The sequence below is a fragment of the Paracoccus sp. MC1854 genome (assembly GCF_014164635.1).
GTDB lineage: Bacteria > Pseudomonadota > Alphaproteobacteria > Rhodobacterales > Rhodobacteraceae > Paracoccus.
Genome location: NZ_JACJFU010000007.1, coordinates 39628 through 63774, shown reverse-complemented (window position 1 = coordinate 63774; position 24147 = coordinate 39628). Strand labels below are relative to the sequence as shown.

Annotated in this window: 27 protein-coding genes; 14 read left to right on the top strand and 13 right to left on the bottom strand. The window is 68.6% G+C overall.

Annotation, left to right across the window (positions count from 1 at the left end):
- Nucleotides 1-18: 18 nt before the first annotated feature.
- Both H5395_RS08020 and H5395_RS08015 read left to right on the top strand, forming a co-directional pair.
- On the top strand, nucleotides 19-303 hold the full coding sequence (locus H5395_RS08020; protein ID WP_182792050.1) for a type II toxin-antitoxin system Phd/YefM family antitoxin: 285 nt from the start codon (nucleotides 19-21) through the stop codon (nucleotides 301-303).
- Nucleotides 300-686, top strand: coding sequence for a type II toxin-antitoxin system VapC family toxin (locus tag H5395_RS08015; RefSeq protein WP_182792049.1), 387 nt, complete (start codon nucleotides 300-302; stop codon nucleotides 684-686). Before H5395_RS08020 ends, H5395_RS08015 begins: the two co-directional genes overlap by 4 nt.
- Nucleotides 687-865: 179 nt before the next feature.
- Here the strand turns inward: H5395_RS08015 and pncB are convergent, their stop codons facing one another.
- Both pncB and pncA read right to left on the bottom strand, forming a co-directional pair.
- Nucleotides 866-2173, bottom strand: a complete 1308-nt coding sequence (gene pncB / locus H5395_RS08010; RefSeq protein WP_182792048.1) for a nicotinate phosphoribosyltransferase — start codon at nucleotides 2171-2173, stop codon at nucleotides 866-868.
- A complete protein-coding gene (gene pncA, locus H5395_RS08005) occupies nucleotides 2170-2763 on the bottom strand; it encodes a bifunctional nicotinamidase/pyrazinamidase (protein WP_182792047.1) in 594 nt (197 codons plus the stop codon). The genes pncB and pncA overlap by 4 nt, the downstream gene beginning before the upstream one ends.
- A gap of 179 nt (nucleotides 2764-2942) precedes the next feature.
- Here pncA and H5395_RS08000 point away from each other — a divergent pair, with 179 nt between their 5' ends.
- The gene (locus H5395_RS08000; protein WP_182792046.1) at nucleotides 2943-4529 is read left to right on the top strand and encodes a DASS family sodium-coupled anion symporter; all 1587 of its coding nucleotides are present in this window, start codon (nucleotides 2943-2945) and stop codon (nucleotides 4527-4529) included.
- 52 nt (nucleotides 4530-4581) lie between these two features.
- Entirely contained in the window at nucleotides 4582-5469 is an 888-nt protein-coding gene (locus H5395_RS07995; RefSeq protein WP_182792045.1) for a rhodanese-related sulfurtransferase, read from the top strand.
- 291 nt (nucleotides 5470-5760) lie between these two features.
- On the opposite strand, the gene H5395_RS07985 is transcribed toward H5395_RS07995, so the two are convergent.
- The 3 genes from H5395_RS07985 to H5395_RS07975 are packed head-to-tail and all read right to left on the bottom strand — an operon-like array spanning nucleotide 5761 to nucleotide 8834.
- Nucleotides 5761-5988 (bottom strand): type II toxin-antitoxin system ParD family antitoxin, encoded by a 228-nt coding sequence (locus tag H5395_RS07985; RefSeq protein WP_182792043.1) that lies wholly within the window; start codon nucleotides 5986-5988, stop codon nucleotides 5761-5763.
- Nucleotides 5989-6039: 51 nt separating this feature from the next.
- Complete coding sequence (locus H5395_RS07980; RefSeq protein ID WP_182792042.1) at nucleotides 6040-6555, bottom strand: hypothetical protein; 516 nt, start codon at nucleotides 6553-6555, stop codon at nucleotides 6040-6042.
- Nucleotides 6552-8834 (bottom strand): NADP-dependent malic enzyme, encoded by a 2283-nt coding sequence (locus H5395_RS07975; RefSeq protein WP_182792041.1) that lies wholly within the window; start codon nucleotides 8832-8834, stop codon nucleotides 6552-6554. The genes H5395_RS07980 and H5395_RS07975 overlap by 4 nt, the downstream gene beginning before the upstream one ends.
- A 128-nt stretch (nucleotides 8835-8962) precedes the next feature.
- Here H5395_RS07975 and H5395_RS07970 point away from each other — a divergent pair, with 128 nt between their 5' ends.
- From H5395_RS07970 to H5395_RS07960, 3 genes are read left to right on the top strand one after another with little or no spacing between them, the layout of a single operon-like run.
- Complete coding sequence (locus H5395_RS07970; protein ID WP_182792040.1) at nucleotides 8963-9715, top strand: amino acid ABC transporter substrate-binding protein; 753 nt, start codon at nucleotides 8963-8965, stop codon at nucleotides 9713-9715.
- Nucleotides 9716-9739: 24 nt separating this feature from the next.
- Nucleotides 9740-10390, top strand: coding sequence for an amino acid ABC transporter permease (locus tag H5395_RS07965; RefSeq protein WP_182792151.1), 651 nt, complete (start codon nucleotides 9740-9742; stop codon nucleotides 10388-10390).
- Nucleotides 10387-11133, top strand: a complete 747-nt coding sequence (locus H5395_RS07960) for an amino acid ABC transporter ATP-binding protein (RefSeq protein WP_182792039.1) — start codon at nucleotides 10387-10389, stop codon at nucleotides 11131-11133. Before H5395_RS07965 ends, H5395_RS07960 begins: the two co-directional genes overlap by 4 nt.
- Here H5395_RS07960 and H5395_RS07955 read toward each other — a convergent pair.
- Nucleotides 11130-11444 (bottom strand): multidrug efflux SMR transporter, encoded by a 315-nt coding sequence (locus tag H5395_RS07955; protein ID WP_182792038.1) that lies wholly within the window; start codon nucleotides 11442-11444, stop codon nucleotides 11130-11132. The genes H5395_RS07960 and H5395_RS07955 overlap by 4 nt on opposite strands.
- 104 nt (nucleotides 11445-11548) lie before the next feature.
- Nucleotides 11549-12382 carry a 2-keto-4-pentenoate hydratase gene (locus H5395_RS07950; RefSeq protein WP_182792037.1) on the bottom strand — a complete coding sequence of 278 codons (834 nt, stop codon included), beginning with the start codon at nucleotides 12380-12382 and terminating at the stop codon, nucleotides 11549-11551.
- Nucleotides 12383-12508: 126 nt separating this feature from the next.
- Between H5395_RS07950 and mutS the strand changes: the two genes are divergently transcribed.
- A complete protein-coding gene (gene mutS, locus H5395_RS07945; RefSeq protein WP_182792036.1) occupies nucleotides 12509-15136 on the top strand; it encodes a DNA mismatch repair protein MutS in 2628 nt (875 codons plus the stop codon).
- Between the two features lie 6 nt (nucleotides 15137-15142).
- Here mutS and H5395_RS07940 read toward each other — a convergent pair whose 3' ends face one another.
- Nucleotides 15143-15877, bottom strand: a complete 735-nt coding sequence (locus H5395_RS07940; protein WP_182792035.1) for a DUF1013 domain-containing protein — start codon at nucleotides 15875-15877, stop codon at nucleotides 15143-15145.
- A gap of 156 nt (nucleotides 15878-16033) precedes the next feature.
- Between H5395_RS07940 and H5395_RS07935 the strand changes: the two genes are divergently transcribed.
- The gene (locus tag H5395_RS07935) at nucleotides 16034-16660 is read left to right on the top strand and encodes a ribonuclease T2 (RefSeq protein WP_182792034.1); all 627 of its coding nucleotides are present in this window, start codon (nucleotides 16034-16036) and stop codon (nucleotides 16658-16660) included.
- A 306-nt stretch (nucleotides 16661-16966) separates the two neighbouring features.
- On the opposite strand, the gene H5395_RS07930 is transcribed toward H5395_RS07935, so the two are convergent.
- Entirely contained in the window at nucleotides 16967-17956 is a 990-nt protein-coding gene (locus tag H5395_RS07930; protein ID WP_182792150.1) for an NAD(P)H-quinone oxidoreductase, read from the bottom strand.
- The gene (locus H5395_RS07925) at nucleotides 17956-18612 is read right to left on the bottom strand and encodes a COQ9 family protein (RefSeq protein WP_182792033.1); all 657 of its coding nucleotides are present in this window, start codon (nucleotides 18610-18612) and stop codon (nucleotides 17956-17958) included. Before H5395_RS07925 ends, H5395_RS07930 begins: the two co-directional genes overlap by 1 nt.
- Before the next feature lie 102 nt (nucleotides 18613-18714).
- Here H5395_RS07925 and rpsU point away from each other — a divergent pair, with 102 nt between their 5' ends.
- Together rpsU and H5395_RS07915 are read left to right on the top strand one after the other, a co-directional pair.
- On the top strand, nucleotides 18715-18921 hold the full coding sequence (gene rpsU, locus H5395_RS07920; protein WP_182792032.1) for a 30S ribosomal protein S21: 207 nt from the start codon (nucleotides 18715-18717) through the stop codon (nucleotides 18919-18921).
- 212 nt (nucleotides 18922-19133) lie between these two features.
- Nucleotides 19134-19490 (top strand): OsmC family protein, encoded by a 357-nt coding sequence (locus tag H5395_RS07915; RefSeq protein ID WP_220494903.1) that lies wholly within the window; start codon nucleotides 19134-19136, stop codon nucleotides 19488-19490.
- On the opposite strand, the gene H5395_RS07910 is transcribed toward H5395_RS07915, so the two are convergent.
- A complete protein-coding gene (locus tag H5395_RS07910) occupies nucleotides 19491-20660 on the bottom strand; it encodes an HPP family protein (RefSeq protein ID WP_182792149.1) in 1170 nt (389 codons plus the stop codon). It lies immediately after the preceding gene.
- Between the two features lie 296 nt (nucleotides 20661-20956).
- Between H5395_RS07910 and H5395_RS07905 the strand changes: the two genes are divergently transcribed.
- Nucleotides 20957-21340 (top strand): hypothetical protein, encoded by a 384-nt coding sequence (locus H5395_RS07905; RefSeq protein ID WP_182792031.1) that lies wholly within the window; start codon nucleotides 20957-20959, stop codon nucleotides 21338-21340.
- Between the two features lie 213 nt (nucleotides 21341-21553).
- On the opposite strand, the gene H5395_RS07900 is transcribed toward H5395_RS07905, so the two are convergent.
- Both H5395_RS07900 and mscL read right to left on the bottom strand, forming a co-directional pair.
- Nucleotides 21554-22018, bottom strand: coding sequence for an Lrp/AsnC family transcriptional regulator (locus H5395_RS07900; protein WP_182792030.1), 465 nt, complete (start codon nucleotides 22016-22018; stop codon nucleotides 21554-21556).
- A 73-nt stretch (nucleotides 22019-22091) separates the two neighbouring features.
- The gene (mscL, locus tag H5395_RS07895; RefSeq protein WP_182792029.1) at nucleotides 22092-22544 is read right to left on the bottom strand and encodes a large conductance mechanosensitive channel protein MscL; all 453 of its coding nucleotides are present in this window, start codon (nucleotides 22542-22544) and stop codon (nucleotides 22092-22094) included.
- Nucleotides 22545-22631: 87 nt separating this feature from the next.
- Here mscL and H5395_RS07890 point away from each other — a divergent pair, with 87 nt between their 5' ends.
- Together H5395_RS07890 and H5395_RS07885 are read left to right on the top strand one after the other, a co-directional pair.
- Nucleotides 22632-23333, top strand: a complete 702-nt coding sequence (locus H5395_RS07890) for a glutathione S-transferase N-terminal domain-containing protein (protein ID WP_182792028.1) — start codon at nucleotides 22632-22634, stop codon at nucleotides 23331-23333.
- Nucleotides 23334-23444: 111 nt separating this feature from the next.
- Nucleotides 23445-24146 (top strand): Crp/Fnr family transcriptional regulator, encoded by a 702-nt coding sequence (locus H5395_RS07885; protein WP_182792027.1) that lies wholly within the window; start codon nucleotides 23445-23447, stop codon nucleotides 24144-24146.
- The last annotated feature ends 1 nt before the right edge of the window (nucleotide 24147 follow it).

Sequence of the window (24147 nt, the reverse complement as noted above, 5' to 3'; positions counted from 1 at the left end):
CCACCAAGGGATGCCGCCATGAAGACCGTGAACATGCACGAGGCCAAGACCCATCTTTCGCGTCTTGTCGAAGGCGTGGAAAAGGGCGAGCCCTTCATCATCGCCCGCGCCGGCAAGCCGGTGGTCAAGGTGACGCTTGTGGAACAGCCGGCACCGCGGCGCCTGGGCTTCATGCAGGGCCAGTTCGAGGTGCCGGACGACTTCGACGACATGATGGCCGAAGAAATCCAGGCGATGTTCGAGGGCAAGTATGACGGCAGCGGGCTTTACGTCCCGCCCGACCAGCGGAAGCCCAGGGCGTGAACCTGCTGATCGACACGCATCTGCTGATCTGGGGGGCCGTCGCCGTCCAGAAGCTGCCTCCGGCGGCGGTGACGCTGATGAGCGATCCCGAGAACCGGCTGCATTTCAGCACCGCGAGCCTGTGGGAGATCGCGATCAAGTTCGCCCAGGGCCGCCCGGATTTCACCGTTGATCCGGCGTCCTTCCGTCCCGGCCTTCTGGCCAACGGCTACCTTGAACTGCCGGTCGAGGGGCGGCATTGCCTTGCCATCCCCACCCTGCCGCCGGTGCATGGCGATCCCTTCGACCGGATGCTGGTCGCGCAGGCGATGACCGAGGGGATGCAGCTTCTGACCGCCGACCGGCGCGTGGCGGAATATGGCGGGCCGGTGCGGATGGTGTGACCGGGTGACGAGGAAGGTGCGTGGCGACCACGCACCCTACGTCCATGTCCATGATTCTTTGGAAATGATAAAATCCACCGGCGCGAAATCCGCAGAAGCGTAGGGTGCGTGCTTTGCACGCACCGTTCAGCCGCACAGGCGTCGCGGAGTTGTTCTGCACGCACCGTCCCGCCGACCCCTCACACCACCAGATCGAACCGCTGCCCCTCGGTCGCACCGAACACCTGCCGGTAGTGGCGGATCAGGTCCGCAGGCCCGGTCGCCTTTTCGGGGTTGTCCGACAGCTTGACCGTGGGCCGCCCGTTCGCGGCCGCCGCCTTGCAGACGAGGCTGAAGGGCGCGAGCCCGTCGCCCGGCACCAGCCCGCGGAAGTCGTTGGTCAGCAACGTCCCCCAGCCGAAGCTGACCTTCACGCGCCCGTTGAAGCGGTGGAACAGCGCCGCGATCTCCTCTACGTCCAGCCCGTCCGAGAAGATCACCAGCTTCTGCGCCGGGTCCTCGCCCCGCGATTTCCACCATCGGATCGCATATTCCGTCACCGCCACCGGGTCGCCCGAATCGATGCGGATGCCGGTCCAGCCCGCCAGCCAGTCGGGCGCGCTGTCGAGGAACCCCGGCGTGCCGTAGGTGTCGGGCAGGATGACGCGCAGGTTGCCGTCATGTTCCTCGTGCCAGTCGGCCAGCACGCGGTAGGGGGCCTGCCGCAGTTCCTCGTCCGTCTCGGCCAGGGCGGCATAGACCATCGGCAGTTCATGGGCATTGGTGCCGATCGCCTCGATGTCGCGGCGCTGGGCGATCAGGCAGTTCGAGGTGCCGGTGAAACGCTCGCCCAGGCCCTCGATCATCGCCTGCACGCACCAGTCCTGCCACAGGAAGGAATGCCGCCGCCGCGTCCCGAAATCGGCGATCCGAAGATCGGGGCCGAGCGCCCGCAGCGCCTCGATCTTTTCCCAGATCCGGGTCATGGCGCGGGCGTAAAGCACCTGCAGCTCGAACCGGCCCATGTCCTTCAGCACCGCGCGGGACCGCAGTTCCATGATGATGGCGAGCGCCGGGATTTCCCACAGCATCACCTCGGGCCAGCGGCCCTCGAAGGTCAGTTCATACTGGCCGTCTCGCTTTTCAAGGTGATAGGCGGGCAGGCGCAGGTTTTCGAGGAACTCCATGAAGTCGGGACGGAACATCTGGCGCTTGCCGTAGAAGGTGTTGCCCCGCAGCCAGGTCGATTCCCCCCGCGTCAGCGAGACGCCGCGCACATGGTCAAGCTGCTCGCGCAACTCGCCCTCGTCGATCAGTTCAGCGAGGCGGATGTCCTTTGACCGGTTGATCAGCCGGAAGGTCACGGACACGTCCGGCCGGTAGCGGAAGACCGACTGGCACATCAGCAGCTTGTAGAAGTCGGTGTCGATCAGGGACCGGACGATCGGGTCGATCTTCCACTTGTGGTTGTAGACACGAGTGGCGATGTCAATGGTGGGGATCATCATGAGACCGTGACTCCTGCCGCCTGCATGGCCGCGCGCGCCGCGTCGAGCGAGCCGTCGAGGTCGATGGCGCGGGTGGCCTCCTCGATCACGAAGGACCGGAAGCCCAGCTTCGCCGCGTCGATGGCCGACCAGGCCACGCAGAAATCATGGGCGAGGCCCGCGAAATGCAGGTCCGTCAGGCCCCGCTCGCGCAGGTAGCCCGCCAGACCCGTGGGTGTGGTCCGGTCGTTCTCGAAGAAGGCGGAATAGCTGTCGATGCCGGGGCGGAAGCCCTTGCGGATCACCAGATCGGCGCGGGCGCTGTCCAGACCGGGATGGAACGCCACGCCGTCCGAGCCGATGACGCAGTGGCGCGGCCACAGCACCTGGTCGCCGTAAGGCATCCGCAGGGTGGAAAAGGCTTGCGCGCCCGGATGGTTGGCGGCGAAGCTGGAATGATTCCCGGGGTGCCAGTCCTGCGTCAGGATGACGGCGTCTAAGCCTTGCATCAGCGCGTTGACAGGGGCCACGATCTCGTCCCCGCCGGCCACGGCAAGGGCGCCTCCGGGGCAGAAATCGACTTGAAGATCAACCACGATCAGGGCGCGCATGTGATTTCCCGAAGAGGACGGCGAACCTTAGGAAGCGTTCCGGGTTGCGTCAACGTGAAGTGCCATCCGGCAGTCCGGAACGATCAGCATTGCGCCAGCCGCATAGCCGCCGCGCGCTGGTATCTGGCTGCAAATCTACTTACCGCACCGCGAATCGTCTGAACCGATGGAGGAGTTGCATGACCGACCATAGCCGGATGGAAACCGCGCGGGATCTTGAGGAGGACGCGCCCTCGGGACGATCCGCCGGGGTGATGTGGTCCCTGCGGGCGCTGGGGGTGATCGTGGCGCTTGCGGTCTATGCGCTGCTCGGCTCGCAGGAGGACCTGACGCCCGATGGCCGCGCCGTCGCCGCGATCATGGCGCTGATGGCGACATGGTGGATGACCGAGGCGTTGCCGCTGTCGATCACCTCGCTGCTGCCCATCGTGCTGGTACCCGCCCTGACGGACCGCACCGTGGGCCAGGCGACCTCGCCTTATGCCAGTTCCACCATCTTCCTGTTCCTCGGCGGCTTCCTGCTGGCCATCGCGATGGAGAAATGGAACCTGCATCTGCGCATCGCCCTGATGACGCTGAAGCGGGTCGGGCTGCATCCGCGCCGGATGGTGCTGGGGATGATGCTCGCCACCGCCTTCCTGTCGATGTGGGTGTCCAACACCGCGACTGCGCTGATGATGCTGCCCATCGCGACCTCGGTGCTGGCCTTGGTGATCGAGCGCAGCGGGCGGCGGGCCGATGCCCAGGCGCTGGCCGATGGGGCGACGATCAGCGATGCGGTCAAGGACCGCGACATCGCCAATTTCGGCGTCTGCATCGTGCTGGCGGTGGCTTGGTCGGCCTCCATCGGCGGCATCGGCACGCTGATCGGCAGCCCGCCCAACGCCATCGTCGCGGGCTATGCCGCCGAGACGCTGGGCCGCCCCATCGGCTTCGTCAACTGGATGATGATCGGGGTGCCGCTGGCCTTTGTCTTCGTCTTCATCGGCTGGTTCCTGATGACGCGGGTGATGTACCGCTTCGACCTGCCCGAGATCCCCGGCGGGCGCGGGCTGATCGAGGAACAGATCCGCGAACTCGGCCCGCTGAGCCAGGGCGAGCGGATGGTGCTGCTGGTCTTCCTGGGCGCCGCCTTCTTCTGGATCGTGCCGAGCATCCTGGCCTCGATCCCCTCCATCGCGGCCGTTGCGCCCTGGCTGGGGGGCTTCGACGACACCGCGACCGCTATCGCGGCCGGCATCCTGCTGTTCATCCTGCCCGGCCGCGGCCGGACCCAGATGCTGCTGGAATGGAAGGACGCCGAGGAAGGGCTGCCCTGGGGCGTCCTGCTGCTGTTCGGCGGCGGCCTGAGCCTTGCCGCGGCGGTGTCCGCGACCGGGCTGGACGCCTGGTTCGGGGAACGGGTGTCGGGCCTCGGCAGCCTGCCCACGGTCTGGCTGGTGGTCGCGCTGGCGGCGATCGTGGTGATGGTGTCCGAGATCGCCTCGAACACCGCCATGGCGGCGACCATCGTGCCGATCCTGGGCGTGGTGGCGCCGGGCATCGGGGTGGACCCCTTCCTGCTGCTGGTCCCGGCGACGCTGGCGCTGAGCCTGGCCTTCATGCTGCCGGTGGGCACGCCGCCCAACGCCATCGTCTTCGCCACCGGCCGCGTCACGATGGCGCAGATGGTCCGGGGCGGGGCGCTGATGAACGCGGTCAGCGTCGTGCTGATCACGCTGGCGGCCTATATCCTCGGCCCCATCGCGCTGGGGATCGAGTTCTGATCCCCGTCGCATGAGCTTGCCTTCATGGGCGCGGCCGGTCTAGGCCGCGCCCATGTTCGTTGTGGCCGCCCTTTATCACTTTGCCCCGCTTCCCGATCCTTCGGCCCGGCGCGAGGGCCTGATGGCGCTGTGTCAGGCGCGGGGCCTGCGCGGCACGCTGATACTGGCGCGCGAGGGGATCAACGGCACCATCGCCGGGCCGCGTCCGGGCATCGACGCCGTGCTGGCCCATGTCCGCGCATGGCCGGGCTTCGAGGCGATGGCGTGGAAGGAAAGCGCGGCCGGGGCACTGCCCTTCGGCCGCATGAAGGTCCGGGTGAAGCCCGAGATCGTGACCATGGGCCAGCCGCAGGTCGATCCGACCGCCCGTGCGGGCCGCCATGTCGGGGCCTCGGACTGGAACGCGGTCATCTCGGACCCCGATACGGTCGTGATCGACACCCGCAACGATTACGAGGTCGCCATCGGCAGCTTCCGTGGCGCAGTGGACCCCGGCACCCGCAGCTTCCGCGAGTTCCCCGGATGGTGGGCCGAGAACGCCAGGCGTTTCGCCGGAAAGCGCGTGGCGATGTTCTGCACCGGCGGCATCCGCTGCGAGAAATCGACCAGCTTCCTCGTGTCGCAGGGCGTGTCCGAGGTCGTCCACCTGCAGGGCGGCATCCTGAAGTATCTGGAAGACGTGCCCGAGGGCGAAAGCCTCTGGAACGGAGCCTGCTTCGTCTTCGACGGGCGCGTGAGCCTGACCCACGGGCTGGAACCCGGCGGGCATGTGCTGTGCCACGCCTGCCGCCGTCCGCTGGCGCCCGAGGACGCCGCGCGGCCCGAATACGAGGAAGGGGTGCGCTGCCACCTCTGCGCGGACGAGTATTCCGAGGCCGACCGCGAAAGGTTCCGCGAGCGCCAGCGGCAGGTCGCGCGGGGCGAGTTGTTCGCGGGCTGAACGTCCGTCAGCGGGGAAACCAGTCCTCAGGATGGTGGCGGATGCGGACGACCCGCACCTCACCGTCAAGCCGTGGGTAAAGCGTAAGGTGGCTGCCGACCGGCAGGCTTCGGATCGGCTGACGGAACCCGGGGCGCAAGCGCCCCCATGCCGGGCTGGTCGGCCAGCAGGGCAAGGCTGTGATGCAGGCGCCGCTGGCAGGCCTCCGGCCTGCGTCGGGCCGTGGCGGTCGATCCCGTCGAGAAAAAATCCTGATCAGATCGCCCTCCGCCGCCCGCGTGAGATGCAACCTCATGCGCGGCCGGAAAGTCCGGCGAGGCGGCGCGCTTCAAGGCTGCGCGGGCTCACGCCGCTTGCAAGCCCCTCATCCACCGGCGCCTGCATCCGGGCGATCTTCCCGGCCTTGCTCTGGTCGCGGCGGATCAGGCCGCGGATATAGTCGCTGCTGTTGGCGCAGCGCCCGGCGTCGGACTGTTGCTCGACCCAGTCCTTCATCTGATCGGGCAGCGAGACGTTCATCGTGGCCGAGGTGCGTTCCTTCGTTTGGCAAAGATTGCCATGATTGGCGTCTCAGCCCAACCGCGCGAACAGTTCCTCCCATCCCGGCGGGTCGTCGGTGGCATCCTCGGCGAAGCGCACCATCTCGGCGAAGGCCGGATCGTGGTGGATCACTGAGAAATACCGAGGCTCCGGCTCAATGCCGACGCGCCCCAAAGTGAAGCGGTCGGCGTCGAAGCAGGCTCCGATCAGCGGCTGGTCGCGGCGGGGTTTGCCGCCCTCGTGGTGAAAGCAGGCCTCGGCCACCAGCGCGGCGCGGTCGGAACCGAGCAGCGCCAGCAAGGTCTCGCTGGACTGCGCCACCCCGGCCGCGGCGGGGCCATGACGGGGGTCGCGGTGTTCCGACACCCGGCGGCAGTCGTGCAGCACCGCAAAGGCCATGCAGATCGCCGGATCGGCGCGAAGGTCGCGGCGGGCAAGTTCCAGCCCGGTCGCCGCCACGGCCCGCCAGTGGACCTCGCCATGATGCGGCGAATGGCGCAGGCGCGCGCCGGTGCGCGCCTGCGCCAGCAGCGCGGTCCAGCTCATGCGACCTGCCCCAGCCGGCCCGCGGCCATCGCGGCCATGTTAAGGATGTCGTTCACGGTCGAGCCGCTGCCGCAGATCTGGATCGGCTTCGGCACGCCGGTCAGGATCGGCCCGATCACCGTGGCCCCGGCCATTTCCTGCAGCAGCTTGATGCTGATCGAGGCCGAATGCCGCGCCGGGACCACCAGCACGTTCGCAGGGCCGGTCAGACGGCTGAAGGGATAGCGGGCCGCCGCTTCGGGGTTCAGGGCGACATCGGCGGTCATCTCGCCCTCGTATTCGAAATCGGCGCCCTGGCGGTCCAGTACCTTCGGCGCCTCGGCCATCTTGGTCGCGCGTTCGCTGACCGGATGGCCGAAGGTGGAGAATGACAGGAAGGCCACGCGCGGCTCCAGCCCCAGGACGCGGGCGACATGGGCGCCGCGGGTGGCGATCAGGGCCAGATCCTCGGCCTCGGGCCACTCATGGACCAGCGTGTCGCCCATCAGGATGATCCGGCCCTTGTGCAGCACGGCGGTGATGCCCACCGCCCCGTCCTGCGGCCGCACGTCGAAGACCTGCCCCACCTGCGACAGGACGTGCGAGGCCTTGCGCGTGGCCCCCGTCACCAGCGCGTCGCCATGTCCATGCGCCAGCATCAGCGCGGCGAAGACATGGCGGTCACGCCGGGCGAGCTTCAGCGCGTCGTCGCGGTCCACGCCCTGCCGCTGCAGGCGCTTGTAGAGCGCCTCGTGATAGGTATTCAGGTGCGGCGAAGTGAGGGCGCTGACAACCTCAAGCTCGCGCACGGCGTCGGCCATGCCCTCGGCGGCGAGCTTCTCGGCCACGTCGGCCTCTCGTCCCACCACCAGCGCCCGGCCCAGGCCGCCGCGCTGCCATGCCACCGCCGCGCGCAGCACGCGCGGGTCGTCGCCTTCCGCGAAGATCATTCGCGCCTGCGCGTGGCGGGCGCGGGCATGGATGCCCTGCAGGATCGCGGCGGTGGGGTCCATCCGCTGGCGCAGGGTCTGGACGTAGCCCTCCATGTCGATGATCGGGCGGCGGGCGGCGCCGGTGTCCATCCCCGCTTTCGCCACCGCGGGCGGGACCACGTGGATCAGCCGGGGATCGAAGGGGGTCGGGATGATGTAGTCGCGCCCGAAGCTGAGCTTGCGGCCGTAGGCCACCGCCACCTCGTCGGGCACCTCGCGCCGGGCGAGTTCCGCCAGCGCGCGGGCGCAGGCGATCTTCATCTCGTCGTTGATGGCGCGGGCGTGGATGTCGAGCGCGCCGCGGAACAGGTAGGGGAAACCAAGGACGTTGTTGACCTGGTTCGGGTAATCCGAGCGCCCCGTGGCCACGATGGCGTCGGGGCGGACGGCATGGGCTTCCTCGGGCGTGATCTCGGGGTCGGGGTTGGCCATGGCGAAGATGACCGGGTTCGGTGCCATGGACCGGACCATCTCCTGCGTCACCGCTCCTTTGGCCGAGACGCCCAGGAACACATCGCAGCCGACCATGGCATCCGCCAGCGTCCGCGCCTCGGTGGCGACGGCATGGGCCGATTTCCACTGGTTCATCCCCTCGGTGCGGCCTTGGTAGATCACGCCCTTGGTGTCCGCCATGATGCAGTTCTCGTGCCGCGCCCCCATGGCTTTCAGCAGTTCGAGGCAGGCGATCCCCGCCGCGCCCGCGCCGTTCAGCACGATCTTCACGTCCTCGATGCGCTTGCCCGACAGTTCCAGCGCGTTCAGCAGCCCTGCCGCGCAGATCACCGCCGTCCCGTGCTGGTCGTCGTGGAAGACGGGGATGTCCATCATCTCCTTCAGGCGGCTTTCGATGATGAAGCATTCGGGGGCCTTGATGTCCTCCAGGTTGATGCCGCCGAAGGACGGTCCCATCAGGCTGACCGCGCGGATGATCTCCTCGGGGTCCTCGGTGTCCAGCTCGATGTCGATGGCGTTCACGTCGGCGAAGCGCTTGAACAGCACCGCCTTGCCTTCCATCACCGGCTTCGAGGCCAGCGCGCCCAGGTTCCCCAGCCCAAGGATCGCGGTGCCGTTCGAGATCACCGCCACGAGGTTGCCCTTGGTGGTGTAGTCATAGGCGGTCTCGGGATGCGCCGCGATCGCCTCGACCGGGACGGCCACGCCGGGGGAATAGGCGAGGCTCAGGTCGCGCTGGGTCGCCATCGGCGTCGAGGGCACGATTTCCAGCTTTCCCGGACAGGGTTCCAGGTGATAGGCCAGCGCCTCTTCCGGCGTGATCCGCGAGCGGTGCGGCTGGTTGCTGTCGGTCATGATCCCTCTCTCCCCCATTCCTGTTGCTCCAGAATGGCCGACAAGGCACAGTCGGCGCAACGCGTCAGTGGAACGCGGGCGGTCGCGGCGTCGTTGCCAGAGGCCCTGCCAGCAGAAAGGCTTTCCCCATGAACAGGATGTTGTCCGCCGCCCTCGCCCTTGCCCTGATGTCCGGCGCTGCTGCGGCCGAGACGATCCGGGTGGGCATGTCGGGCGGCTACTTCCCCTTCACCTTCACCCAAGGGGGCCAGTTGCAGGGCTTCGAGGTCGATGTGATGAACGCCGTGGGCGAACGGACCGGCGATCAGGTCGAGTTCGTCACCATGGCCTTTTCCGGCCTGATCGGGGCCTTGGAATCGGGCCGGGTGGATACCGTCGCCAACCAGATCACCATCACCCCCGAGCGCGAGGCGCGCTTCGTCTTCTCGCGTCCCTATGTTTATGACGGCGCGCAGGTGGTCACGCGGGAAGGGAACGAGGAGATCACCGGCCCGGAAAGCCTTGCCGGCAAGTCGGTGGCGGTCAGCCTGGGGTCGAACTTCGAGCAGCTGCTGCGCGAGATGCCGAACGCCGGCCAGATCGACATCCGCACCTATGACGGCAACCTCGAACAGGACGTGGCGCTGGGCCGGGTGGACGCCTTCGTGATGGACCGGGTCAGTTCCGCGCAGAAGATCAAGGAAAGCGGCCTGCCGCTGCAACTCGCGGGGGCGCCCTTCAGCGAGATCAGGAATGCCCTGCCCTTCCGCAACGACGAGGCCGGGGTCGCCATGCGCGACCGCGTGGACGCCGCGCTGGCCGCCATGTCCGAGGACGGGACGCTGACGGCGATCAGCGACAAGTGGTTCGGCACCGACATCACCAAGCCTGCGGCCGAGTAGCCGAGGGTGCTGAACCTCGACTACATGGCGGGGCTGATCCCGGTCATCCTGCGCTATGTGCCGCTGACCATCGGCATGGCGGTGGCCTCGATGGCGGGCGCGCTGGTGCTGGCGGCGATCATGGCCGTGATCCGCGTCCTGCGGGTGCCGGTCCTGCACCAGGTGTCGGGGGTGTTCATCAGCTTCTTCCGCGGCACGCCGCTGCTGGTGCAGTTGTTCCTGTTCTACTACGGGCTGCCGCAGGCGATCCCGGCTTTCATCCGCATCGACGGGGTGACGGCCGCGATCCTTGGCCTGACGCTGCATTTCGCGGCCTACATGGCGGAATCGCTGCGCGGCGCGATCACCGGCGTGCCCCGCGACCAGTGGGAAGCGGCGCGTGCGGTGGGCATGACCGAAGGGCAGACCATGCGGCGGATCATCCTGCCGCAGGCCGCCCGCGTCTTTGCCCCCACAATGGTCAACTATTTCGTGGACATCCTGAAATCGACCTCGCTGGCCTTCACCCTCGGCGTGACCGAGATGATGGGCGCGGCACAGAAAGAGGCGGCGGGCAGCTTCCGCTATCTGGAATCCTTCCTCGTGGTCGCCTGCCTCTACTGGATCATGGTCGAGGCGCTGGCACGGGTGCAGGGCTGGCTCGAACGCCGCAACGCCCGGAGGCGCGCGGCATGAGCGGGCGCTGCGGGGCGAGCCTGACCGGCCTGACCAAGCGCTTCGGCGAGAACGTCGTGCTGCGCGGCATCGACCTCTGCGTCGAGCCCGGGGAATGCGTGGCGGTGATCGGTCCCTCCGGGACGGGCAAATCCACGCTGCTGCGCTGCTGGAACTTCCTCGAACGGGCGCAGGCGGGCACGGTGCAGGTGGGCGATCTGTCGGTCGATGCCGCGAAAGCCTCGCGCGGCCAGGTGCTGGCGATGCGGCGGCGGACCTCCTTCGTGTTCCAGAACTACGCGCTGTTCGCCAACAAGACCGCGCGGCAGAACATCGCCGAGGGGCTGGTGGTGGTGCAGGGCATGGCCCGCGCCGAGGCCGACGCCCGCGCGATGGCGATCCTGCAGGACATCGGCCTTGCCGACCGGGCGGATACTTGGCCCGCGAACCTGTCGGGCGGCCAGCAGCAGCGGATCGGGATCGCCCGGGCGATGGCGCTGGACGCGGACCTGATGCTGCTCGATGAACCCACCAGCGCGCTCGACCCCGAATGGGTGGGCGAGGTGCTGGCCCTGATGCGCCGCGTGGCCGAGGCCGGGCAGACCATGGTCGTCGTGACGCATGAGATGCAGTTCGCCCGCGAGATCGCCGACCGCGTGGTCTTCATGGACGGCGGCCTCATCGTCGAGGAAGGCCCGCCCGAGCGGATATTCACAGAGCCCACCGACCCGAGAACGCGCGAGTTCCTGCAGCGGGTGCTTTAGGACGCGACCCGCATCAGGACGATGCCGCCGACGATCATCGCCGCGGCGATCAGGCGGCCGGGAGAGGCGCTTTCGCCCAGCAGGGCGATGCCAAGGACAAAGGCCCCGGCCGCCCCGATCCCCGTCCAGACGGCATAGGCGGTGCCCAGCGGCAGCAGGCGCATCGCCAGCGCAAGCAGCCAGAAGCTGGCGATCATGCCGGCAAAGGTGATGATGGTGTAGGAAAGCCGCGAGAAGCCGTCCGACTGCTTCATTGCATAGGCCCAGATGACTTCCAGGATGCCGGCCACGAACAGTTGCGCCCATGCCATCAGACGACCTCGCTTTCACGCCGGGCCGTCCCGGATGCGGTTCCATAGGGGCAGGACCGTCCCTGCCCGGCGACGCTAGCGCCGCCCGTTTGCCGGTTCAACAGCTATGGCGTCAGCGTCGCAGCCACGCGCATCGGCTTACCGCCGATCTGGTAATCGGCCGTCACTGTCAGTCCCGGCGTTGCCTCGACCAGCGGGCTGAGCGAGCCGAGCGAGATCATCTGGCCCGGTTCCAACGTCACGCCGCCATGGCCGATCAGCCACAGCACTACGTCCAGAGGATGGCCCAGCAGCATCTCGCCCGTGCCGGTGACCGGCTCGGCGCCCTCGGCCTTCAGCTCGACCGTCAGCGCGGCGAGGTCCGCCACCGGGTCCGCCAGGTCGGCCAACGCCACGCCCTGCCCGATGACCCCGCGCCACGGGATCACGCCGTAAGAGGCCATGATCGGCCCCGTGGGCTTCACCCCCTCGGCCAGAGCCATGTCGGGCAGTTCGATGAAGGGGCGCACGTCGGACAGGCTGGCTGCGACCTGTTCCCGCGTGGTCGCCTGATTGATCGCGGCGTCGGCGACGGTCACGATCAGGTCGGCCTCGTAGAAGGGCGAGCGGCTGCCCGCCAGCGAGACCTCGGCCCCGTCCTGCAAGATCATCGGCGCGAACAGCGCGCCCGCGACCGGGGCGGTGACGCCGAAGCGTTCCTGCGCGGGCTTCGAGGTGAAGCCGACCTTCCAGCCGACGGGCGCGCCCATCTCGGCCTCAAGCGCTTCGCGGAAGGGGGCATAGGCGCAGGCGGCATCCTCGACGGTGGTGACGCCGGGGTCGGGCAGGCGCTCGCCCGCAGCCCAGGCGCGGGCGGCCTCCTGCATCTGCGCCGGGGGCGGGCAGTCGGCCAAGGCCGGGCCTGCGGCCAGCATCAGGGTGGCGGCGATCAGTCTCATGGGACCCTCCCTTTCCCGTTTACATGACGCTGCCAGCGGGTCCGGTCCATGTCCAATGGAATCCGGCCGGTTCCAAAGCCGCGCGGGCCCCACTAGAACGGCAGGGTTCCGACCCGAGGCCCGACCATGACCGATCAGCCGACCCCGATGATGGCCCAGTATCTCGCGATCCGCGAGGCCAACCCGGGGGCGCTGCTGTTCTACCGGATGGGCGATTTCTACGAGATGTTCTTCGAGGACGCGGTGGCCGCCGCGAGCGCCTTGGACATCGCCCTGACCAAGCGCGGCACCCACCTGGGCGAGCCGATCCCCATGTGCGGCGTTCCGGTCCATGCCGCCGAAAGCTACCTTTTGACCCTGATCCGCAAGGGGTTCCGCGTGGCCATCGCCGAGCAGATGGAAGACCCCGCCGAGGCCAGGAAGCGCGGCTCGAAATCGGTCGTCGCCCGCGACGTGGTGCGGCTGGTGACGCCCGGCACGCTGACCGAGGAATCGCTGCTGGAGGCGCGGCGGCACAACTTCCTCGCCGCCTTCGCCACGGTGCGGGACGACTGCGCACTGGCCTGGGTGGACATTTCCACGGGCGCCTTGCGGGTCGCCCCCTGCCCGCAGGTCCGCCTTGGCCCGGAACTCGCCCGCCACGCCCCGCGCGAGTTGCTGGCGCTGGACGGATCAAAGCTGGACGACGTGGCCCATGAGGCCGGCGCCGCGCTGACCGAACTTTCCGCGGCCAGCTTCGATTCCACCGCCGCCGTCCGCCGCCTTTGCGAGCTTTACGGCATCGAGACGCTGGACGGCTTCGGCCAGTTCACCCGAGCCGAACTGTCGGCGATGGGCGCCATCGCGGATTACCTGATGCTGACCCAGCGCGGGCGGATGCCGCGGCTGTCGCCCCCCGTGCGGGAAAGCGGCCATGGCACCATGCAGATCGACGCGGCCACCCGGCGCAACTTGGAACTGACGCAGGCGCTGTCGGGCGGGCGCGAGGGCTCGCTGCTCGCCGCCATCGACCGGACGGTGACAGCGCCGGGCGGGCGGCTGCTGGAACGTCGCATTTCCGCGCCGAGCCGCGACCTGCCGCTGATCCACAGGCGGCAGGCGGGGGTGGCGGCGCTGGTCGAGGACGCGCGACTGACTGCCGACCTGCGCGACGCCCTGGCGCGGGTGCCCGACATGGACCGGGCGCTCTCGCGGCTTTCGCTGGAACGCGGCGGGCCGCGCGATCTTGCCGCCGTGCGGAACGGGCTGACGGCGGCGGTGCGGATCGCGGCGCTGATTGGCGGCGGCGACCCGCTGCTGGCCGAGGCGGCAGGCAACCTGGTCGGGCACGACGCGCTGATCGATCTGCTGGACGAGGCGCTGGTGGCGGAACCCCCGCTGCTTTCCCGCGACGGCGGCTTCGTGGCAGCAGGCTATGACGCCGAACTGGACGACACGCGGGCGCTGCGGGACGAAGGCCGGGGCGTCATCGCCCGGATGCAGGGCGACTACATCGCGGAAACCGGCGTCGCCAGCCTGAAGATCAAGCACAACAACGTGTTGGGCTATTTCATCGAAACGACGACCACCCATGCCGAGCGGATGCTCGCCCCGCCTCTGAACGAGCGCTTCATCCACCGCCAGACGACGGCGAATCAGATCCGCTTCACCACCGTTACGCTTTCGGAACTGGAAACCCGCATCCTGAACGCCCGCGACCGGGCGCTGGAACTGGAACGCGCGGTCTTCGACCGGCTGGTGCGGGCCGTGCTGGACGAGTCGGCCCGCATCGGGCAGGCTGCGCGGGCGCTGGCCGAGATCGACGTGGCCGCCGGTTTCGCAGACCTTGCGACCGGCGAGGGCTGGGCCCGGCCTGTCGTGGACGACAGCCGCGCCTTCGTAATCGAGGGCGGCCGCCACCCCGTCGTGGAACGCGCGCTGAAGCGGAAGGGAGAGCCCTTCGTTGCCAACGGCTGCGCCCTGACCGAAGGGACGACCCCGGCGATCTGGCTGCTGACCGGGCCGAACATGGCGGGGAAATCGACCTTCCTGCGGCAGAATGCGCTGATCGCGGTGCTGGCGCAGGCCGGGGCCTTCGTGCCCGCAGCCCGCGCCCATGTCGGGCTGGTGTCGCAGCTTTTCAGCCGCGTCGGTGCGGCGGACGACCTCGCGCGCGGGCGCTCCACCTTCATGGTGGAAATGGTGGAAACCGCCGCGATCCTCAACCAGGCCGATCCGGCTGCGCTGGTGATTCTGGACGAGATCGGACGCGGCACCGCGACTTGGGACGGCCTCTCCATCGCCTGGGCGGTGCTGGAGCATCTGCATAGCGGGAACCGCTGCCGGGCGCTGTTCGCCACCCATTACCACGAGATGACCCAGCTTGCCGCCAAGCTGGAGGGGGTCGAGAACGCCACCGTCGCGGTACGCGAGTGGAACGGTGACGTGATCTTCCTGCATGAGGTCCGCAAGGGCGCCGCCGACCGCAGCTATGGTGTGCAGGTGGCCCGGCTGGCAGGGCTTCCCCCCGAAGTGGTGGAACGCGCGCGGGAAATCCTTGACGCGCTGGAAGCCGGTGCGCGGGACGGCGCCGCGCGCCCGGCCGCGTTGATCGACGACCTGCCGCTGTTCCGGGCGGCACCTGCGCCTGCACCGGCGCAGAAGAAGGACTCAGCCGCCGAAAAGCGGCTGCAGGCGGTCCAGCCCGACACGCTCAGCCCGCGCGAGGCGCTGGATCTGGTCTATGAGCTGGTCGCGCTGACGCGTCAGGCGTAAGGCGTCTCAGCGGTCCTCGCCTTCTTCCTCGTTGTCGCCTTCCGGCAGGTTGAAGAAGCTCGCGGCGTCCAGATCAGCCTCGGGCTTCTCCTCCTCGCGGGTCAGCGAGAAGTTTTCCAGGCCCGCGATGGACGACGGCAGGCGCGGCTCTTCCGGCATCGACAGGCTCGATTCGGTGGACACGAGCTTGCGGCGCTCGTCGTCCGACATGACCTCGGGCTTGGATTTCGCGGCCTTCTGCACCGCCGCGTCCAGTTCCGACTGGCGGCAAAGGCCCAGCGCCACCGGGTCGATCGGGGTGATGTTCTGCATGTTCCAATGGGTCCGGTCGCGGATCGAGGCGATGGTGGGCTTGGTCGTCCCCACCAGCTTGGCGATCTGCGCGTCAGCCAGTTCCGGGTGGAACTTGACCAGCCAGAGAATCGCCGCGGGCCGGTCCTGACGCTTCGACAAGGGCGTATAGCGCGGGCCGCGGCGCAGCTCCTCGCCCTCGGCGGCGGGGTTGTGCTTCAGCTTCAGCCTGTAGGCCGGGTCCTTCTGGCCCTTCTCGATCTCGGCCGGGTCGAGCTGGTTCGAGCCGACGGGATCGAAGCCCTTGACCCCCGCCGCCACGTCGCCATCGGCGATCCCCTGCACCTCAAGCTCGTGCATCCCGCAGAAATCCGCGATCTGCTTGAAGCTGAGCGTGGTGTTGTCGACCAGCCAGACGGCGGTCGCCTTGGCCATCAGCGGCTTGTTCATGGGTTGCTCCTTCGCAATATCTCTCCCGGCCGGGAAACCGGGTCGGCCGCAGGGCCAGTCCACAATTTCGGGGGGAATTGCCGTTCCATATACGCCCGCGCCCCCGGCGTTTGAACCCCCTTTTTCGTTGAACGCGCGGGCCCTAGCTTCGGACGCATGAAACGCCTTGTCCTTGCCGGCCTACTGATTCCCCTGCCGCTGGCCGCACAGGACGTGGCGGGAGAGTTCGACTACTACGTCTTGGCGCTCAGTTGGTCGCCCAGTTGGTGCGCGACGGAAGGCGCGGGCCGCAACGAGCCGCAATGCGAGCCGGAGCGGCGCACGGGCTTCGTCGTCCACGGCCTCTGGCCGCAATATGAACGCGGCTGGCCGGACTGGTGCGAGACGGATGAACGCGACCCCTCGCGCCGGGAAAGCCGGGCGATGGTGGACGTGATGCCATCGGCCGACATGGCTTGGTACCAGTGGCAGAAGCACGGCCGCTGTTCGGGGCTGTCGGGACCGGACTACTACCAGGCAACCCGCCAGACTGCCCAAGGGGTCGAGATCCCGCCAGTGCTGCGGATGCTGCCCCGCGATGTCCGGCTTGAAGCTCGGGCGATCGAGAATGCCTTCATCGACGTGAACCCCGAACTGACGCGCGACGGCATCACCGTGACTTGCGACGATGGAAGGCTGGACGAGGTTCGCATCTGCCTGACCCGGGACTTGCAACCGCGCGACTGCGCCCCGGATGTCCGGCGGGACTGCCGTTCGCGGATGCTGGTAGAAGCGCCGGGTTGAGGCGTTGCAAGGGGGTTTTCCACCCCCTGAATGGGGAAAAGCCCCATTCACCCCCGGAGGATATTTCCAGCCGAAAGACGTATGCTAACTCTTTCTCAACTTTTCCCTGCAACACAGGTCGAGCGGTACAGGCGGGGACGCCGATGACCGCGCCGAGAGACGCCACATCCCTCGCGGACGAGCGCCGGCGAGGGGTGTGTGCGCTTTTCCCATGCGTCTTTCGGCGTCAAATATCCCCTCCGGAGGCTCCGGCAGGGACGCAGGGGCATCGTTGCAGGTAACGAAGGGGCGATGAAGGAAGGGAACTCATTCCCCAACCCGCAGCACGATCTTCCCGATGTGATCCCCCGCTTCCATGTGGGCATGGGCGGCGGCGGCTTGATCCAGCGGGAACTCGGCCTCCATCACCGGGCGCAGCTTGCCCGCCGCGACCATCGGCCAGACATGGGCGCGCAGTTCCTCGGCGATCCGCGCCTTTGCCAGGTCGGACTGCGGACGCAGGGTGGACCCCGTGATGGTCAGCCGCCGCATCATCACCGGGGCAAGGTTCAGCGTGATCTTGGATCCGCCGAGAAAGGCGATGAAGACCAGCCGCCCATCGTCCGCCATCGCCTTGATGTTGCGCGCGACATAGTCGCCCCCCACCATGTCGAGGATCAGGTCGGCGCCGCCCTCGGCGCGCAGCGCCTCGACGAAATCCTGCTCGCGGTAGTTGATCGCATGGGCACCCAGACGCGCGCAGGCGGCGCATTTCTCATCCGTTCCGGCCGTCGCCCAGACCCGCGCGCCGAGGGCGCCGGCGATCTGGATCGCGGTGGTGCCGATGCCCGAGGAGCCTCCGTGGACGAGGAACCGCTCGCCCGCCTGCAGGCCCCCACGCGTGACCACGTTCGACCAGACGGTGAAGCAGGTTTCGGGCAGGCAGGCGGCTTCGGCGAGGCTCAGGCCCTCGGGGACCGGCAGGGCGTGCTCGGCGGGCGTCAGGGCGTATTCCGCGTAGCCCCCGCCCGGCAGCAGGGCACAGACGGCGTCTCCCACCTGCCAGCGGGTCACGCCCGCGCCCACCGCCGCGACATGGCCCGCGCATTCCAGCCCCGGCAGGTCCGAGGCACCGGGCGGGGGCGCATAATTCCCCTGCCGCTGCAGCACGTCGGGGCGGTTCACACCGGCATAGGCCACCCGGATCAGGATCTGGCCCGCGCCGGGGGCGGGCACGGGGCGGCGGGCGGGTTGCAGCACATCGGCCTCGCCGGGGCGGGTGATCTCGACGACCTGCATCTCGTGCGGCACCGTCATCATGCCTGCCCCCCGTGGCCGGGCGCGGGCCGGGGGCGGGGCTTCCTGATCCAGCCGGTGCTCAGGTCGGTCAGTGCGCCGACGCCGGGCAGCTTGCGAAGGCTCGCCTTCATTTTCTCGATCTGCATCACGTCGCCGATGCGGCGGTCGATGAAGGCGCGGGTGTCCGCCCGCCCGTCCGAATGGTCGCCCAGCCAATACAGCACCACCGCCCCCCAGACCGAGGCCAGTGTCGCCCGCTTGGTCCACCAGCTCACGTCCTCGGACCTGTCCCCCAGCGCCGTCCAGATCCTGTCCGCCGTTTCCCACATCAGCCGCGCCCCGAGGCCCGCGTTCTGCGGCAGCGCCATCACCGTCGCGCCCGCGCGCACCAGTTCGGGGTCCGAAAGCTGCAGCCGCCGCCAGATCGCGTCGGCCACGCGGTCGCGGAAGCGCCCCACCGACGGCGAGGCCGCCAGCAGCCGCGCCAGTTCCGCGTCGCCCTTGCGGTGATAGGCGGCGGCCAGCCCCGCGCCGCCTTGCGGGAAATGGACGCGCGCCAGTTCGGGCGACATCCCCAGGTCGCGGGCGCCTGCCAGCAGGGCGCGGTCGTTCATCCCGTCAAAGGGCACATGCGTCAGCGCGGCCTCCAGCAGCCGGTCGCGGTCGTGTTGCATCGGAAAAACCTCCGTCAGGGTGGACATCGCGGGCAGGCTGCGCTAAGGGGCTGCGTCCTGCAATCAAGATCAACTCTAACCTAGGAAGGTGGTGACAACCACATGCAGGTGAGCGTTCGCGACAACAACGTCGAACAGGCGCTTCGTGCCCTGAAGAAGAAACTTCAGCGCGAAGGGGTCTTCCGTGAAATGAAGCTGAAGCAGCATTTCGAGAAGCCGTCGGTGAAAAAGGCCCGTGAAAAGGCCGAGGCCGTCCGCCGCGCCCGCAAGCTGGCCCGTAAAAAGGCCCTGCGCGAAGGCGCGCTGTAAGGGCTTTGCGACGGCGCGCTGTCAGGCGCAGCGAACCGGATGGTTCAAGGAACCCCCGTGGCCATGCCGCGGGGGTTTTTCGTTGCGCCGGATGCACGGCAGACAGCGCCCCTGCGTCGTGCTAGCCTCAGGGTCGCAGGGTCAGGCGCGAGAGGCTTGGATGCCCACCGTCACGGTCAGTCTGGCGAATGTCGCGGGGACCGAGGCCGCGCTTGGCTGGGCCGGCAGCCATACGCTTGTGGTGGACCGGCCCGAGGGGAAGGCCCAGGGGCCTCGGCCTTGGCTTCAACGGCGCGCAACTGCTGGAGCTGGCGATCGGGGGCTGCTTCTGCAACGACCTTCGCCATGTCGCCCATCGGCGTGGGGCCGGAATCGGCTCGATCTCGGTCGAGGTGGCGCTGGTTCTTGACGGCGATCCCCTTATCGCCACCCGTGCCGACATGACCGTGCGCTGCAGCATGGCGGACGGGTCGGACCCCGCGCCCGTGATCGAGAAGGCGAAGCGCCGCTCGATGGTCGGCATTTCGCTGCCGCGAGGCATCCCGGTCTCGGTCGCGATGGGGTCCTGATCAGGCCGGGGCTTGTTCGGCACGCAGGCTTTGCCGGGCCAGCGCCGCGATCAGGTCGGTCTGGGTGACGATGCCGACGATTTCGTTTCCATCGAGGATCGGCACGGCGTCGGTCCGGTGGGTGGCCAGATGCGGCAGCAGCGCGGCGATGGGCGAATCCGGCGCGGCCGAGGGCGGCGCCACCTGCATCACGTCGGCGGCGCAACCGGTGGCGCCGCGCCGCGGCAGCAGCTTCCTGAACCCGCTGTCCGCAAGCGCCCAGTCGCTGGCGATCAGGTGCAACTGGAAGATGATGCCGAGGAAGCGGCCATCCCCTTCCACCACCGGCAGCGAAGTGAAGCCGTGCCGCGTGAACAGTTCCGCCACCTCGCGCAGGGGGGCGCGGGGGCCGACCGTCACCAGGTCGCGCGACATGATGTCGGCGGCGGTCTGCACGTCGGTGCGGTGGGACGCGGCCTGGATCTCGGCAGCGGCGACCAGCCGGGCCAGGTCCTCGACGCCCAGGTTCAGCGACTGGCGATAGCGAACGAGGATGTGGGAAAGTTCGTCTTCGGTCAGGCCAAGCCGCTCGATGGCGGGGGGATCGGCGGTGCCGTTCGGGTTGGGTTCATGGAACTGGCGCAGGGGATAGCGGCGCCCGGTGGCACGGGCGTAAAGGGCCGCGACCACGACAAGGATCGCCGTTCCCGTGGCCACGGGCAGCAGCGCAAAGCCCAGCCCCAGCGGCGCGATCCGCTCGGCCCCCAGCGCCACCGTCATGGCGACCGCCCCGCCCGGCGGATGGGTCGCGCGGCACAGCGCCATGACCACGATCGCCAGCCCCACCGCCAGCGGGATGCACAGCCGCGGGTCGGACACGAAGCGGCAGACGAGGATCGCCGTCAGCGCCGCGACGGTGTTGCCGACGATGGCGGGCCAAGGCTGCGCCAGTGGGCTGTTCGGCGCCGCGAACAGCAGCACCGAGGAGGCCCCGAAGGGCGCGATCAGGTAGATCCCCAGCCACAGGTCGGGCGAGAAAGCCAGCGCGCAGGCGGCCGTCACAGCCAGCCCGAGGGTTGCGCCGAGGCCCGCCCGCAGCGCCTCCCTTGCCGGGACGGCGGCGGCGGTGGGGCCGAGGGCGCGCAGGCGGGAATGGGTCGGGAAGGCGGCTGGGGGCACGGGATGCCTCATCATGGAATGACGCCGGTGGGTATTGCCCCCCGCCGCATCCCGCAAGCCCGACCGAAGCCGGATGGGCGCCTCGCGCGCCTGCCGGGCCGGACGGCGGATGCGGGACAGCACGGCCGCGGCCGGCGGCTTGGCGGGAAGCGATGCCGCATCGGGATGGCCCTTGGCTGCCTGAAAGACCGGAAAGGCGTTGCTTGCGCCGCACCCGTCCCCCAACCACAGGTGCTTGCCCCGGAGGTTCCCCTGCCCCACTTTCGAGGATGGAGGATCAGAAATGCCTCTGCCCACAGGAGTCAGCGATGCGACTGATATTCCTTGTTCCGCTCATGCTGCCGATGTCGGCAGCCGCCTTCACGGCCCAGAATGGCATGAGGGCCACGCAGGTCGGCCCCGCCGAGATCGCGGTTGCCCACGAGGTGCGACGGGACGACACCGATTACTGGTGCGCCGCAGGCGATTTTGCACGGCGCGTTCTGGGACAACCGGGCAAGGCCCGGATCTGGAGAGCGACCCCCAAGCCGCGCCTAGCCGGAGAGGGCATCGTCTTCACGCTCGATCCTGCGAAGAAGGCCGAGGGCGCAGGGCTGTCCCAGTTCGGTTCGGGGCCGCGCGACGGCTCGATCTCGGTCGGAATGTCCGTCGGAAGCTTCTGCCGCATCGACCTTCCATACTGGAGGGACTAGGGGGCGCCCCTCGTTCGGGGGACCGCGTGCAAGTCGCTTGTGCCCGGTGATCCGCGGCCGAGCCGCCGGTTTGCTCTTGCCACAGGAAACGCCCCGACGCCGGGCAGCATGAAGCATCCAGGCGCCCGAAGAACGAAAAACTGGCAGGTCCTGACCCCCATCGGTTTCGGTGACGGGAGTGAGACGGCAGCATTCCCGCAGGCAGCCTGCCTCCTACACCGGCAGCGCCGTCGTCTGCAGCACCACCCGCAGCGCAAACGACGAATGCATCTGCGCCACCCCCGGCAGGCGGGCCAAGTGCTGGCGGTGGATGCGGGCAAAGTCGTCGGTATCGGCGGCCATCACCTTCAGCAGGTAATCCGCCGTGCCCGCCATCAGGTGGCATTCCAGCACGTCGGGGATGGCGCGGACGGCCTTCTCGAAGGCGTCCAGCAACTCATCGGCCTGGCCGGACAGGGTGATTTCCACGAAGACGGTGGTGGTGCGGCCCAGCCGGCGCGGGTCTAGAAGGGCCACGTAGCCTGCGATGAAGCCCGCCTCCTCCAGCCGCTGGACACGGCGATGGCAGGCGCTGGCCGACAGGTTGATCCGCGCCGCGAGATCAGCGTTCGAGATGCGGCCCTCGCGCTGCAGAACCGACAGGATGCGGCGGTCGGTCGGGTCGAGGTCGGAACTCATCTTTCAAGGCTCGCTGCGGTTCGGGGCATCCCCGAGCCTAGCGGGGCGGACGGCGCAGGCCAGATGAAAACGACTAGCGCTCGGCCCCCGGATGCTCGGCCGTGGGGCGCTGGGCCAGCAGGTCGCGGATCTCGGCCAGCAGCGCCTCGGTCGAGGGACCGGCGGCGGATGCCTCGGCCACCTGCTTGCGGACGGCGGACTCCTTGATCCGGTTCACGCCCTTGACCAGCAGGAAGACCACGAAGGCGATGATGAGGAAGTTGATCACTGCCGTGACGAAGCTGCCATAGGCGAAGACCGGCGCGCCCGCGTCGCGCGCGGCCCGCAGGGTGGGATAGTCTTCCCCGTCCATGGCCAGGAACCAGTTGGAAAAATCCGTGCCGCCGGTCGCCAGCCCCAGCACCGGCTGCAGCAGGTCGCCCACCATCGAGGCGACGATGGCCGTGAAGGCCGCGCCGATGATGATGCCGACGGCCATGTCCATGACATTGCCCTTTGCGATGAAATCGCGAAACTCCTTGATCATGACCTGTCCTTCCGCCCTCGACTGTGGCTTGTGTCAGCTTGCCATGCCTGCGGATCGCAAACAAATGTTTCACCAAGGAGCAGCCGAATGTTCGACCTGAGTGGCTTTCCGATCACCAGCCGCTGGGCGCCGAAACGCCCGGACGTGATCCAGCTTTACACGCTGAACACCCCCAACGGCATCAAGGCCTCGGTCATGCTGGAGGAATGCGGCCTTGACTACGACACCCACCGCATCAGCATCGGCGACCCCGAGGATCAGTTGACGCCCGAGTTCCTGTCGCTGAACCCCAACAACAAGATCCCCGCCCTGATCGACCCGAACGGGCCGGACGGCAAGCCCATGGGCCTGTGGGAATCCGGCGCGATCCTGATCTATCTCGGCGACAAGACCGGGCGGTTCCTGCCGCGCGACGGCGCCGCGCGGTATCACGCGATCCAGTGGGTGATGTTCCAGATGGGCGGCATCGGTCCGATGTTCGGGCAACTGGGCTTCTTCCACCGCTATAAGGGGTCCGAGATCGAGGACAAGCGCCCGCGCGACCGCTATGTGAACGAAACGCGGCGGCTTCTGGGCGTGCTCGACCGCCAGCTTGACGGGCGCGACTGGATCACCGGCGACTATTCCATCGCCGACATCGCCACCGGCCCCTGGGTGCGGACGCTGACCGTCAACTACGAGGCGCAGGACCTGGTGCAGCTTTCCGGCTTTGCCAATGTCACCGCCTGGATGGACCGCTTCCTGGCCCGCCCCGCCGTCCAGCGGGGTCTGACCGTCGGGGCCGCCTGATCCCGGGGGGCATCCGCAAGGGTGCCTTCCGTCCACGCCAGCCGTTGCCGCGCAGCCGACGCCCCGTTATGGTCGTCGCCCCGCGCCCGCCATCCCGTGATCGAGGACATCATGACGCCCGCCGACCTACAGGTCGCCAGCAAGTCGGCCTTGCTGGCCAATCTTCCCGCGCCGCTGCAGGCCACGCTGCTGGAGGGCACGCAGGTTCAGGTCTTCGAGACCGGCCAGACCATCTTCCTGCAGGACGAGCCGCCGAATGCGCTGTTCATCGTGCTGGACGGATGGATCAAGCTTTACCGGATCGCCGCCAGCGGGGCCGAGGCGGTGGTCAGCGTCATGACCCGGGGCCGCAGCTTCGGCGAGGCGGCGGCGCTGCGGGGCCAGCCCTATCCGGCCTCGGCCGAGGCGATCACCCCCGCCCGGCTTCTGCGGCTGGACGGGGTGCGGATGCGCCACCTGCTGCAGACCGATCCGGTGCTGGCCACCTCGATGCTGGCCGCGGTCTTCGTCCACCTGCAGCATCTCGTCACCCAGATCGAGGAACTGAAGGCGCGGTCCGGCGTGCAGCGGGTGGCCGAGTTCCTGCTGACGCTTTCGAACGGCTGCGAGGAGGGGGACTGTTCGGTGGCGCTGCCCTACAACAAGGCGCTGATCGCGGGCCGGCTGGGGATGAAGCCCGAAACGCTGTCGCGTGCCTTTGCCAAGCTGCGCCAGCACGGCGTGCGGATCGAGGCCGCCGTCGCCCATATCGAGGATGTCGAGCGGCTGCGCGAGCTGGTCTCGGAAGACCCGGCCAAGTCCTGGCTGCGCTGAG